This is a genomic window from Methylobacterium sp. WL64 (genome assembly GCF_008039945.1).
Classification (GTDB): domain Bacteria; phylum Pseudomonadota; class Alphaproteobacteria; order Rhizobiales; family Beijerinckiaceae; genus Methylobacterium.
Window position 1 is genome coordinate 1 of the sequence record NZ_VRVA01000132.1, and the last position, 13,100, is coordinate 13,100.

General features: G+C 73.6%; 10 protein-coding genes and 1 pseudogene. 5 read left to right on the top strand and 6 right to left on the bottom strand.

Going from position 1 to position 13,100, the window contains the following annotated elements; translation table 11 throughout:
• The 6 genes and pseudogenes from FV242_RS29020 to FV242_RS29045 all read right to left on the bottom strand — a co-directional run.
• Positions 1 to 257, bottom strand: a pseudogene (locus FV242_RS29020) (sugar ABC transporter permease YjfF); the annotation flags it as partial.
• A gap of 207 nt (positions 258 to 464) precedes the next feature.
• Positions 465 to 2,723 carry a xanthine dehydrogenase family protein molybdopterin-binding subunit gene (locus tag FV242_RS29025; RefSeq protein ID WP_147941335.1) on the bottom strand — a complete coding sequence of 753 codons (2,259 nt, stop codon included), beginning with the start codon at positions 2,721 to 2,723 and terminating at the stop codon, positions 465 to 467.
• Between the two features lie 11 nt (positions 2,724 to 2,734).
• A complete protein-coding gene (locus tag FV242_RS29030; protein ID WP_147941336.1) occupies positions 2,735 to 3,775 on the bottom strand; it encodes a xanthine dehydrogenase family protein subunit M in 1,041 nt (346 codons plus the stop codon).
• Positions 3,772 to 4,272 (bottom strand): (2Fe-2S)-binding protein, encoded by a 501-nt coding sequence (locus FV242_RS29035; RefSeq protein WP_147941337.1) that lies wholly within the window; start codon positions 4,270 to 4,272, stop codon positions 3,772 to 3,774. Before FV242_RS29035 ends, FV242_RS29030 begins: the two co-directional genes overlap by 4 nt.
• A 120-nt stretch (positions 4,273 to 4,392) precedes the next feature.
• Positions 4,393 to 4,614 (bottom strand): DUF2945 domain-containing protein, encoded by a 222-nt coding sequence (locus tag FV242_RS29040; RefSeq protein WP_147941338.1) that lies wholly within the window; start codon positions 4,612 to 4,614, stop codon positions 4,393 to 4,395.
• Positions 4,615 to 4,723: 109 nt separating this feature from the next.
• Positions 4,724 to 4,987, bottom strand: coding sequence for a hypothetical protein (locus FV242_RS29045; RefSeq protein ID WP_147909119.1), 264 nt, complete (start codon positions 4,985 to 4,987; stop codon positions 4,724 to 4,726).
• 200 nt (positions 4,988 to 5,187) lie between these two features.
• On the opposite strand from FV242_RS29045, the gene FV242_RS29050 reads away from it, so the two are divergent.
• From FV242_RS29050 to FV242_RS29070, 5 genes are all read left to right on the top strand, one after another.
• On the top strand, positions 5,188 to 6,453 hold the full coding sequence (locus FV242_RS29050) for a sensor histidine kinase (RefSeq protein ID WP_187278607.1): 1,266 nt from the start codon (positions 5,188 to 5,190) through the stop codon (positions 6,451 to 6,453).
• A gap of 115 nt (positions 6,454 to 6,568) precedes the next feature.
• Positions 6,569 to 7,699, top strand: a complete 1,131-nt coding sequence (locus tag FV242_RS29055; protein WP_147909120.1) for an efflux RND transporter periplasmic adaptor subunit — start codon at positions 6,569 to 6,571, stop codon at positions 7,697 to 7,699.
• Positions 7,692 to 10,847, top strand: a complete 3,156-nt coding sequence (locus FV242_RS29060; RefSeq protein WP_187278608.1) for an efflux RND transporter permease subunit — start codon at positions 7,692 to 7,694, stop codon at positions 10,845 to 10,847. Before FV242_RS29055 ends, FV242_RS29060 begins: the two co-directional genes overlap by 8 nt.
• A gap of 104 nt (positions 10,848 to 10,951) precedes the next feature.
• Positions 10,952 to 11,992 carry a patatin-like phospholipase family protein gene (locus FV242_RS29065; RefSeq protein WP_147909121.1) on the top strand — a complete coding sequence of 347 codons (1,041 nt, stop codon included), beginning with the start codon at positions 10,952 to 10,954 and terminating at the stop codon, positions 11,990 to 11,992.
• A 182-nt stretch (positions 11,993 to 12,174) separates the two neighbouring features.
• A partial coding sequence (locus tag FV242_RS29070; RefSeq protein ID WP_246692939.1) for a hypothetical protein occupies positions 12,175 to 13,100 on the top strand: 926 nt, incomplete at its 3' end.

The following is a 13,100-nucleotide window of genomic DNA, read 5'->3' on the forward strand; positions in this document are numbered from 1 at the left end:
GGGCGGGCCCGGCCGGGGCGCCCAGCCAGGGCCACCGAGCCCTGCCGCTGGGCGATGAAGACGATGAGCAGCAGGCCGATGGCGATCTTGGTCAACCAGCTCGACAGTGTGTCGTCGAAGGTGATGACGGTCTGAACCAGGCCGCCGATCATCACGCCCAGGAACGTGCCCGGGATGCCGCCCTCTCCGCGGGTGAGCAGCGTGCCGCCGATCACCACGGCGGCGATGGCGTCGAGAGCGACGCCCACCGCCGCGAGCGGGGTTTCCGAGGTGCGCATCACCGGGAACCCGATGCGTGAATTGGCAGGCCCCGGGAGAGGTGGCGCCTCCAACCTGTGCGGTCCCTCAGTCGGGGAGCGGCCCGTCAAACACCAAAAAACCCCGCCCGATCGGGCAGGGTTCTCATCGTTCGAGCCGGCGGAAGCGCGAGAGCCGGACGGAACACACCGTCCGGCCCGGACGGATCAGCCCAGGAGCTTGTCCAGGGTGATCGGCATCTCGCGCACCCGCACGCCGGTGGCGTGCCAGACCGCGTTGGCGATGGCGCCGACGGTGCCGGTGATGCCGATCTCGCCGACGCCCTTCACGCCGAGCGCGTTCACGATCGCATCGTCCTCGTGGACCAGGATCGCCTCCATGGCCGGGATGTCGGCGTTCACCGGCAGGTGGTACTCGGCTAGGTTGTCGTTGAGGAAGCGGCCGGTACGCGGGTCCATCTCGGCCCGCTCGTGCAGGGCGAAGGACAGGCCCCAGATCATCCCGCCGTAATACTGGCTTTGGACCAGCCGTGGGTTGATCACCCGGCCGGCCGCGAAGGCGCCGACCAGCCGGCTGACCCGGATCTGGCCGAGATCGGGATCGACCCGCACCTCGGCGAAGACCGCGCCGTGGGCGTGCATCGCGTAGGATTTCTGCGCGGCCGGGTCGGCCCCGGCCTTGCCCTGGCCCTCGATGCTGGCCCGCCCGGCCCGCTTCAGGATGTCGGCGAAGGATTCGCTCCGGCTCGGGTCGTCCTGCCGGGTCAGGCGCCCGCCCGCCGCGGTGACCCCGGCATTGCCGGCGCCGTAGAGCGGGGAGGCAGGGTCGTCGGTGGCGAGCTTGGCCAGCTGGGCGATCACATCCTGGGATGCGGCGTGGATCGCGTTGCCGGCGGTGGCGGTGTGGCCGGAGCCGCCCGCAATGCCGGCATTCGGGAGGTCGGAAGACCCCATCCGGAAGGTGAGGGCCTCCATGCCGATCCCGAGCCCGTCGGCGGCGATCTGGGCGAGCGCGGTCCAGGCGCCCTGGCCCATGTCGATCGCCCCGAGTTCCACCGTGCCGGTGCCGTCGGCGCGGATCTCGGCCCGGGCCATGCCCTCGAAGATCAGGGCCGGGAAGGTGGCGGTGCCCATGCCGATGCCGACCAGGAAGCCGTCCTTGTCCCGGGTCTGGCGGGGCTGGAGCGGGCGTCCGGCCCAGCCGAACGCCTCGGCGCCGCGCTGGTAACACGCACGCAGGGCCTTGGACGAGAACGGCTTGCCGGTGATCGGCTCGACCTCGGCGTAGTTGGCGAGCCGGAACTCCAGCGGGTCCATGCCGAGTTCGTGGGCCATCTCGTCGAGCGCGCTCTCGAGGGCGACGCTGCCGGTGGCCTCGCCGGGGGCGCGCATGAACAGGGGCGTGCCGGTATCGAGCCGTACCGCCTCGTGCCGGATCGCGATGGCCGGGCTGGCGTAGAGGGTGCTGGTCGCCCGGCCGGCCGGCTCGAAGAAGTCGTCGAAGCTCGAGGAGGCGGTCAGGATGTGGTGGTCGAGCGCCGTGAGCTTGCCGGCCGCGTCGGTGCCGAGCCGGAGCGTCTGCCGGGTCGGGCCGCGATGGCCCATCGGGCCGTACATCTGGGAGCGGGTCGGCACGAGCTTGACCGGCCGCCCGACCATCCGGGCCGCCATGCAGGCCAGCACCTGCGGCCCCGAAGGCACGCCCTTCGAGCCGAAGCCGCCGCCGAGATAGGGACTCTCGATGTGGATGTCGTCGGGCTTGATCCCGAACAGCCCGGCGAGCCGTCCCTGCGAGATCGCCAGCCCCTGGGTCGGCATGTGCAGGGTCAGCCGATCGCCGTCCCACTGGGCCAGGGCCGCGTGCGGCTCCATGGCGTTGTGGTACTGGGCCGGGGTCTCGTAGGTGGCCGCGATGGTGCGCGAGGCGGATGCCAGGCCCGCCTCGACGTCGCCGTCGCTCTCAGACGGAGGCGCGCCGACGCCCACCGAATCCGGGGTGAACACGTCGCCGGAATCGAGGCCGATGCGCGGCGTCTCGGTCGCGTAGGTCGGCGCCAGCAACCGCGCGCCCTCGGTGGCGGCCTCGAGGGTCTCGGCGATCACCACGGCGATCGGCTGGTTGGCGTAGCGGACCCGGTCGTTCTGCAGCAGGTCGAGGCGGAAGATGAACGGTCCGGCCTTGGCGTCCGGGTCCTGGGCGAGGTGTGGGGCGTTCTCCGGGGTCATCACCGCGACGACGCCCGGATGGGCCTCGGCGGCCGCCCGGTTCAGGCCGGTGACCCGGCCCTTGGCGATCCGGGCGACGCAGAGCGCCGCGTGCAGCGTGCCGGGGGGCAGGTTGTCGGCGGAGAACCGGGCCTGGCCGGTCACCTTGAGGGGCCCGTCCCGCCGGGTCAGCGGCTGGCCGATGCTGGAGCCGTGGCGGGTGCCGGCGGCGGAGTTCTGGGGTGTTGCGGTCGCGGTCATGCGGTCTGTCCTCAGACGATGCCGAACGGGGAGGCGGGGAGCGCCGGGATCCGGGCAGGCGTCCCGGCGGCCGCGAGGGTCAGCGCCCGCACCGCGACGCGGCGGGCGAGTTCGATCTTGAAGGCGTTGGCCTCGCCGGTGGGCTTGGCGCCGTCGAGGGCCAGGGCGGCGGCCCTGGCGTAGGCCTCGGGGGAGGGCGCCTGGCCGGCGAGCGCCGCCTCGGCCGCCTCCACCCGCCAGGGCTTGAGCGCCAGCCCGCCGAAGGCGAGCCGGGCCTGGCCGATCTTTTCGCCATCGAGCGTGAGGGCGGCGGCGGCCGAGACCACCGCGAACGCGTAGGAGGTGCGGTCGCGGACCTTGAGGTAGCGGGCGTGACCCTGGAACGCCGCCGCCTCGGGCGGCAGCCGCACGGCGGTGATCAGCTCGGCCGGGCGGAGCGCCGTCTCGTGCTCCGGATGGTCGCCGGGGAGAGTGTGGAACGCGGTCAGCGGCACCTCCCGGGCGCCGTCCGGCCCGGCGATCTCGACGACCGCATCGAGGGCAGCGAGCGGCACGCAGAAATCAGACGGGTTGGTGGCGATGCACTGCTCGCTCCAGCCCTGGACGGCGTGGATCCGGGTGGCGTGCCCCAGCGCGGCGCAGCCGGAGCCGGGCTCGCGCTTGTTGCAGTTGGAGACCGCGTCGGTGAAGAACGGGCAGCGGGTGCGCTGCATGAGGTTGCCGCCCACCGTGGCGGCGTTGCGCAGCTGTGCCGAGGCGCCGGCCAGTAGGGCCTCGGCCACCATCGGGTAGGTCTTCTCGACCATCGCGTCGTAGGCGAGGTCGCTGTTGCGCACGAGCGCCCCGATACGGGTGCCGCCGTCATTCAGACGCTCGATGCTGGAGAGGCCCGGCAGCCGGGTGATGTCGACGATCCGGGCGGGGGCGGTGACGCCGCCCTTCATCAGGTCGACCAGGTTGGTGCCGGCGGCGAGATAGGCGGTGTCGGGAACCTGCCCGGCCGCGACGGCCTCCGGCAGGCTCGCAGGGCGGATGTAGTCGAAGATCCTCACGCCGCGTCCTCCCGATGCTCGACCTGTCCGGTGGGGCGCGACGCCTCCTGCACCGCGTCGAGGATGCCGGCATAGGCGCCGCAGCGGCAGAGGTTGCCGCTCATGCCCTCGCGGATGCGCTCGGGATCGATGCCGGCCTGGCCCTCGCGGATCAGCCCGACCGCGCTCATGATCTGGCCCGGGGTGCAGAAGCCGCACTGGAACCCGTCATGCGCGATGAAGGCGGCCTGGACCGGGTGCAGCCGGTCGCCCTCGGCCAGACCCTCGATGGTCAGGATCTCGGCGCCGTCGAGGCTCGCGGCGAGGGTGAGGCAGGCATTGATCCGCCGCCCGTCCACCAGCACCGTGCAGGCGCCGCACTGGCCGCGGTCGCAGCCCTTCTTGGCGCCGGTCAGGCCGAGCCGCTCGCGCAGGAGGTCGAGGAGAGTGACGCGCGGATCGTCGAGGGCGATCTCGCGGGCTTGCCCGTTCAGGGTAAGCCGGAGGGGAATATTCATGCTGGGTCCCGGCTGGCAAAGGCTGGAACCGTTACAGATAGCCGGGACCCCGCCACCGGCGAGGCCCGGAGCGGGGATCATGTGCGCCATCTCACACCGCGGGGTGCTGCGCGGATCGGCTTACTTGACCTTAACCTCGGAGACGGACTTCAGAACCGTCTTGCCCTTGGTGGTCTCGATCTCCACGGCGGGCTCGTCCTTCGAGGCCTCGCGCTTGACCGTGTTGCCCTTGATCGTCTTCTCGACGTCCTTGGTGTGGACCTTGGTCACCTCGCCTTCGACGGTGCCCTTGCCCCATTTGTAGGTCACGTCGTCCCCGGCCTTCACGTCCGCCTTGCTCATCCGCGCGCTCCATCGTCTGGTGCGGGAGAAGGCCGCCGGGGGCGGGGGCGTTCCCGGGCTTCCACGGCCGGGATGCCGCAGCCGAGCGATCCGAGGCCGAGGCGCGGCCTCAGCGCCCGACTGCCCCGCGCAAAGCCGCGACCATCGCTTCCACGGTCGCCTGGGCGGTGTCGCCGAGGTCGATGTCGGTCTCGCCGACGGTGACGAGGCCGCGCTCCTCCAGCTCCCTCACGCCCGCCGGGTCGGCCTCGTGGCCGGCGCCGTCCTTGCGGATGACCGAGGTGACCCGCTCGCCGCTGACCAGGCGGTGATAGGCCGCGAAGGCGAAGATCGAGAGCGCCTTGTCGGAGAGTCCGTTCACATCGTCGGCCATCGTGCCATCCTTCGAGACGGGTGGGACTGATGGAACGCCGCCCGGCGCCGGCGGGGTCCGGGGGCGAGCAAGGGTGCGACGATCGGGTGCGACGATCGGGTGCGACGATCGGGTGCGACGATGGCGCCACCGGCGGAGCGTGGCCGGACCGACAAGCCGGCTTAGCCCCGGGACACGCTTCCTGCTACTCTGCCGCCCTCATGACGACGACAGGCGACCAGACCGAAGTGGAACTCAGCCCCGACGCGCAGGCGGATCCTGCCGCGCCCGGCCTCACGCCCCCCGATCTCGGCTACCGCCTGCGCCAGCAGGTGATCCTGTCCGAGTTCGGGGTCGAGGCCCTGCGCGGCACCGATGTCGACCACCTGCTGCAGCGGGCCGCGGACCTGTGCGCCCAGGGGATGGGCGCGGAGTTCTGCAAGGCGCTGGAATACCGCCGCGGCGAGGACGCGCTCCTGGTGCGCGCCGGCGTCGGCTGGGGGCCGGACGTGATCGGGCAGGCCCGGGTCGGGGCCGACCTCGCCTCCCCGGCGGGCTTCGCCCTCAAGACCGGCCGGCCGGTGATCTCGAACCACCTCGCCGAGGAGACCCGGTTCCGCACGCCCCAGCTGATGGCCGACCACGGCATCCGCCGGGCGATCAACGTGCTGATCGAGAACCGGGACGGGGCCTTCGGGGTGCTGGAGGTAGACGACACCCGCGAGGGCATGTTCGAGGAATCCGACATCGCCTTCATGCAGGGCTTCGCCAACCTGCTCGGCGGCGCGATCGAGCGCCAGCGCACCGAGAGCCTGCTGCGCGCCGCGCTCGCCCGGCAGGACCTGCTCGCCCGCGAGATGAGCCACCGGGTCAAGAACAGCCTCGCCATCGTGGCGAGCCTGCTCGCCCTCCAGGCCCGCGCCGCCGAGGCCGAGCCCGCCGTGCACGCGGCCCTGTCGGACGCGCGCAGCCGCGTCGAGGCCATCGCGGGCGTCCACGACCAGCTCTGGCGGCAAGGAGACAGGACCGGCGACAAGATCGGGGACGGGGACGGGGAGGGCGTGCCCGGCGAGCTCGACCTCGCGCCTTTCCTGGAGAAGCTGGTGGCCAACCTCGACAGCGGCGCCCCGGGCCAGACCCTCACCTGCACGGCGGCGCAGCAGCGGATCTCGGCCGACCGGGCGATCCCGATCGGGCTCCTGGTCAACGAGCTCGTCACCAACGCGCTGAAATACGCCTACCCGCCCCAGACCCATCCGAAGGGCGGCGCGATCCGGGTCCGCACCGAGCGCGCGCTCGACGCCCTCGTGGTCGAGGTCGCCGACGACGGGGTCGGCCTGCCGGCGGATTTCGAGATCGGGCGTAGCTCGAAGAGCCTCGGCATGCGGGTGGTCGGCAGCCTGACCCGGCAGCTCGGCGGCACGCTCACGGTGCCGCAGACGGGGCAGGGCGCCTGCTTCCGGCTCGAAGTGCCCCTGACGGCCTGAACCGCCCGCCCCGGCGGCAGCCCTGAAGTTCAGGTAGATTCGGACGAAGAAACCGGGCAAAAGTGGCAATCACCGCCGGGGCACCCCCAGAGCGGCGTTTGCGGGAGGGGGCGGGATGCGACGGCGGCGCGTGCTGCCGGCAGGGCTGGCCCTGGCGGGAATCCTCGTCCTTGCCGGTGCCCTGGCCGGTATCCTTGCCGCCCTCGCCCTCGCCGGGCCGGACCTGCGCGCCCGGGGCCTGCGCGCGCTCGCTCCGCTGGCCGAACTCTCCAGGAGCATCCTGCCGGACGCGCCCGCCGCCGCGCCGGAGCCGAAGGCTGAGGCTGCGCGGGTCGCCGTGGAGGACGGGCGCACGATCGTGCGGCTCACCCCGGAGGAGCGCGCCCGGATCGGGCTGGAGACCGCCATCCTGCCGGCCAAACCCCACCGCCAAGAGCTCACCGCCTATGGCAGCGTCCTCGACCTCGCCCGGGTGACGGAGCTGACCAACGCGTATGCCGGCGCGATGGCCGCGCTCCAGACCGCCCGGGCCCGGGCCGAGGTCTCGGCCAGCGCCGCGCGGCGGGCCCGCAGCCTCGGCCCCGCCACCATGGCGGCCGCCCAGATCGAGACCGTCGAGGCCACCGTGCTGACCGACCGGGCCGCCGTCACGGCCGCCGAATCGCAGCTGCGCACCCTGGCGGCCACCGCCCAGCAGGAATGGGGGCCGGTGCTCGGCCGGGGCATCGTCGAGCGGGCGCCGCTGGTCACCCGCCTGATCGAGCGCGCCGACTTCCTGATGCAGGTGACCCTGCCGCCGGGCGAGGCCCTGAACCCGGCCCCGGACTCGGCCTTCGCGGAGGTGCCGCCGCAGAGCGTCCGGGTGCCCCTGCGCCTGGTCTCCCCGGCGACCCGCACCGATCCGCGGATCCAGGGCCAGAGCTTCTTCTACCTCGTCTCCGGGGAGGGCGGCCTCTTGCCGGGCATGAGCACGATGGCGTTCCTGCCCGCCGCCCGCTCGGCCACCGGGGTGCTGGTCCCGGAGGACGCGGTGGTGCACGGGGAGGGGGGAACCTGGGTCTACCGGGGCGTGCCACAGGGCGGATTCGTCCGCCACCCGGTCCGGGCCGACGCGCCGCTCTCGGCCGATTCCTTCGTGGTCGAGGACCTGCCGGACGGCAGCGAGATCGTGCTCAGGGGCGGCCAGGCGCTGCTCTCCGAGGAGATGAAGGGCCAGATCCGGGTCTCCGGCGACGACGATGATTGAGCGTCTCACGGGCGGCCCCCAGGCCGGGCTGGTCGGGTTCTCGGTGCGGCGCCCGCGCGTGGTGCTGGCCCTGGCCTGCGCGCTCCTGGCGTTCGGGCTCTACGCCCTGCGCAGCGCCCGCTACGACGTGTTCCCGGAATTCGCGCCGCCCACCGTGACGATCCAGACCGAGGCGCCCGGCCTCGATCCGGAGCAGGTCGAGGTCCTGGTCACCCAGGCGATCGAGGGGGCGGTGGGCGGCCTGCCCGGGCTGGAGACCCTGCGCTCCTCCTCGATCCAGGGCCTGTCGGTGATCAGCGCCGCGTTCCGGGCCGGCAGCGACGTCGACCGGGTGCGCCAGCGGGTCAACGAACGGCTGGCGGCCCTGGCCGGCCGGCTGCCCCAGGGCGTCATGGCGCCCGCCATGACGGCGCTGACCTCCTCCACCTCGACGGTGCTGCTGATCGGGCTGACCTCGGACAGCCGCAGCGCCATGGACCTGCGCACGCTCGCCGACTGGACGGTGCGGCTGCGCCTCCAGGCGGTGCCGGGCATCGCGCAGGTCTCGGTCTATGGCGGCGCCGTGCGTTCGCTCCAGGTGCAGGTCCGCCCCGACGACCTGATCCGCTATCGGGTCGGGCTCAACGACGTGCTGGCGGCCGCCCGAAAGGCCACGGGGGTGCGGGGCGCCGGCTTCGTGGACACGCCCAGCCAGCGGGTGGTCCTGCGCACCGAGGGGCAGTCGCTCACCCCGGAGGCGCTGGGGCGCACCGTGCTGGTCAACGAGGGCGGGGCGAGCGTGGTCCTGGCCGACGTCGCCACCGTCCTGGCGGCCCCCGAGCCGGCGATCGGCGCCGCCCTGGTCGACGGCAAGCCCGGCGTGCTGCTGATGGTCGGCGCCCAGGTCGGCGTCGACACCAGGACGGTCACCGGCCGCCTCGAGGCGGCCCTGGCGGAGCTGCGGCCGGCTCTGGCCCGGGCCGGAATCGGCCTGCATGCGGACCTGTTCCGGCCGGCGAACTTCGTCGACGTCGCCAACGGCAACGTCCTCCAGGCCCTGCTGCTGGGCGGCGCCCTGGTGGTCGTCGTCCTGCTGGTCTTCCTGGCGGACTGGCGCACGGCCCTGATCAGCGCGGCCGCGATCCCGCTCTCGCTGATCGCCGCGGCGCTCGCCCTCCAGGCCTGGGGCGAGAGCCTCAACACCATGACGCTCGGCGGGCTGGCGCTCGCCATCGGCGAGGTGGTGGACGACGCGGTGATCGGCGTCGAGAACGTCGCCCGGCGCCTGCGCGAGAGCCGGGCGAAGGGCCGGGCAGAGGGCTGGGAAGCCGGCGCGGCCCGGGTGGTGTTCGACGCCATCCTGGAGGTGCGCGGCGCGGTCGCGTACGCGACCCTGGCGGTGCTGCTGATGTTCCTGCCGGTGCTGGCGCTCACCGGCGTCGCCGGCCGCCTGTTCGGCCCCCTGGCGCTCGCCTACATCGCCGCCGTGCTGGCCTCGCTGCTGGTGGCGCTGACGGTGACCCCCGCCCTCGCCCTGCTTCTGCTCGCCGGGCCCGGGGCGACCGCGGCCGCCGACCCGCCGGTGGTGCGCCTCTGCCGGGGGGCCTACCGGGGGCTGCTCGCCGGGATCGGGCGGGTGCCGCGCACCGCGATCGCCCTGAGCGCGCTCGCGGTGCTGGCCGGTTTGGCCCTGGTGCCCCGCCTCGGCGCCAGCTTCCTGCCCGACCTGAAGGAGGGCCACCTGATCCTGCACATGGCGGCGGCCCCCGGCACCGCCCTGCAGGAATCCCAGCGGCTGGGCGGCCTGATCACCGCGGGCCTCAAGGGCATCCCGGGGGTCCGGACCGTGGCGGCGCAGATCGGCCGGGCCGAGGCCGGGCAGGACACGGCCGGCACCCATTACAGCGAGATCCATATCGACCTCGAGCCCGGCCTCGACGGCGCGGCCCAGCGGGCCACGGAAGCCGGGATCCGCGCCCTCACGGCCGGCTTCCCGGGCGCGGCCTTCTCGCTCAAGACCTTCCTGACCGAGCGGATCGAGGAGACGGTCTCGGGCCACACCGCGCCCGTGGTGGTCAACCTCGTCGGCGACGACCTGCCCCGGATCGAGGCCGCCGCCCGGGCGGTGGCGCGCGAACTCGCCGAGGTGCGGGGGGCCCGGGACGTGCAGCTCGCCGCCCCGGCCGGGCTGCCGCAGGTGACCGCCTCCTTGCGTCCCGCGGACTTGCGCCACTGGGGCCTCGACGCGATCGAGGTGCTGGAGGCGGTGCGCACCGCCTACCAGGGCGACACGGTCGGCCAGACCTATGTCGGCAACGCGGTGTTCAACGTGCTGGTGATCCTCGACGCCCGGTCCCGCGGCCGGCTCAGCGCGCTGGGCGACCTGCCCCTGCGCAATCCGGGCGGGCGCTACGTCCGGCTGTCCCAGGTCGCCGACATCTACGAGAGCACCGGCCGCTACCAGGTCCAGCACCAGGGCGCCCAGCGGGTCCAGACCGTGACGGCGGGCGTCGAGGGCCGGGACGTGGCCGGCTTCGTGGCGGCGGCGCGCGCCAAGATCGCCCGGTCGGTGCGCCTGCCGGAGGGCGTCTACGTCGCCTTCGCGGGGGCCGCGGAGGCGCAGGCGCAGGCCCGCACCGACCTCCTCGCCCATGCCGCGCTCGCCGGATTCGGGATCGTGCTGCTGCTCGCCGTGGTGACCGGGTCGGGGGCCAACCTGCTGCTGGTGCTGGTGACCCTGCCCTTCGCGGGTCTCGGTGGGGTGGCCGCGATCGTGCTCACCGGGGGCGTGCTGTCCCTGGGCTCGATCGTCGGCTTCGTCACCCTGTCGGGCATCAGCCTGCGCAACAGCGTGATGATGATCGCCCATTACGAGCAGCTGGTGCAGGCGGGCCGCCCCTGGGACCGGGCCACCGCCGTGGAGGGCGCCGCCGACCGGATGGTGCCGATCCTGATGACCTCCCTGGTCACCGGCCTCGGCCTGCTGCCGCTGGCGCTGGGGGCGGGCGAGCCCGGCCGGGAGATCGAGGGCCCGATGGCGCTGGTGATCCTGGGCGGCCTCGTCACCGCAACGCTGCTCACCCTGGCAATCCTGCCCGAGCTCGCCCTGCGCTTCGCCCGGTTCCGGGCTCCGGGGCCGGGGAGGGGGCTGGACGCGGAGGCCGCCTGAGGCGGGCCCGAGCCTGCGGCGTCGGACCGGTCCGCGGCGGTGCAGCAATCCGGGCGCCGACGCGTTCCCGCTCAGGCGCGGCAGGCGCAGGATCGGCAGGGACGATGGCACAGATGAAACCGCGCGTGGCCCTCGGGCTCCAGGGTGGCGGCTCCTACGGGGCCTACGGCTGGGGCGTGATCGACCGGCTGCTGGAGGAGCATATCGAGATCGTCGCGGTCAGCGGCGCCAGCGCGGGCGCGCTGAACGGCGCCGCCCTGGCGGCGGGCTTGGCCACCGGCGGCGACGAGGGCGGCCGGGAGGCCCTGGAGCGGCTGTGGCGGGCGACCGCCGAGCGCTCGCCCCTGCGCGGCTTCGAAGGGTTCGGCACCACGTTCGAGCCGTACGTGGCCCCCTTCCTGGACCCGTTCGTCGCCCGGTCCCTGGCGCTGTTCCGCGAGGCCTCGGCCTACGTCTCGCCGTTCCTGCCGACGTTACGCGACATGCACCTGTTCCAGGCGGTGGTGCGGGCCAGCATCGACCTCGAGACGGTGGCCCGGCAGGAGCGGGTGCCGCTCTACGTCTCGGCCACCGACATCCTGACCGGGGCGGCGCGTCTGTTCACCGGCCCCGAGGTCACCCTGAAGGCCCTGATGGCGTCCTCGTGCCTGCCGGAACTGTTCGCCCCGGTGGAGATCGACGGCCGGCGCTACTGGGACGGGGGCTACGCCGCCAACCCGGCCCTGGAGCCGCTGGTGTTCAACGGCCACGGCGCCACCGACCTGATCGTCCTGCAGCTGACGCCGTTCGTGACCGACGCGATCGGCCTGCTGCCCTCCGAGGTCGCCGGGCGGGTCAGCGACATCAGCTTCAACGCCTGCCTGATGCGCGACCTGAAGGCGCTGACCGAATTGCAGCGCTACGCCCGGGAGACGGACACCCAGGATGCCCGGATGCGGGCGGTGGCCGACATCAACATCCACCTGCTCCAGGCGCCCTGCGAGCTGGCCGGGGGCGAGATCAGCAAGCTCGACACCCGCTGGTCGACGATCGGCGCCCTGCGCGACCTCGGCCGCGCCACCGCCGAGCGCTGGCTGGCCGAGAGCGGCCACGCGATCGGCACCGATTCGAGCCTGCAGACCCTGGAGGCCGCGATCGCGCCCTGAGGCCGGGGAGGGGACCTCGCGGCCCCGGCGGGCGGGTCCCCCTCCTCCCGGGCCGGCCGTGCCGGTCGCGCCCCGCCCCCATGCGCGGGCGGGGCTGGACAAACCCGGGCGGAGGCCGCGATCTGTCCCGGCAGGGCGGGGCGGGATCAGAGCGGACGACAGTGACCGGGATCAGGAACGCGGTGGCCGCGAGGCTTTCGGAGCGGCTCCACGGGTTTCGCAGCCTGGGCGGCAATTGCGAGTTCGGCTTCGTGCAGCGCTACGGCGGGGTCGAGCCGTCGGGCCTGCTGCGCTTCGCCTACACGCCGATGGAGGACCTGATCCGCGGCCTGCGCTGCGGATTTGCGGATTTCGGCGCGCCGGGGGACCTGCGCATCGCCATCAGCGACGGCGGCACCTATTACTGCCACAGCGTGGCCTACAACATCTGGTCGAACACCGGCCATCCCGCCGGCTCGATCGACCCGGACGTGCTGGTGGAGCGCGAATACGGCCGGCTCGCCCACCTGAAGCGCAAGATGCTGGACGAGCTCGCCGACGGATCGAAGATCCTGGTCCGCAAGGTCGACCGCGACGCCCCGGATTCCGACTTCGAGCGCCTGGCCGAGGCGGTCTGGGCGCACGGCCCCTCGACGCTGCTGCGCGTCGTCGAGGCCGGGCCGGATCGGGTCGGGTCGGACTGGCGCCCGGAGCCGGCCCGGCGGGTCGCCGACCGGGTGATCGCCGGGCAGGTGCGCCGCTTCGCCCCCACCGCGCAGGCCTGGGAGATCGATCTCGAGCCCTGGCTCCACCTGATCGACAGCGCCTACGCGCTCGAGCACGGCGCGCCGCCGACCACGTTCGAGGCGGGCGCCTTCGGGGCGGCCCTGACCCTGCCGGGCGGCCTGCGCCGGCATGCCGGGCGGCACGCCGCGACGGCGCTCAGCGCCTACACGCGGGCGGTCGAACCGTCCGGCCTCGGCACCGACCGGGCCTACGTGTTCTCGACCTGGGTGTGGATCCCGGAGGCGTTCGCCGGCGAACGGGTCTTCGCGGTCGCCGGCCACGGGCGCCTGGGCTGGCGCGACGCCGACCTGTCGCGGCGGGACTGCTGGCAGCGGGTCTGGGC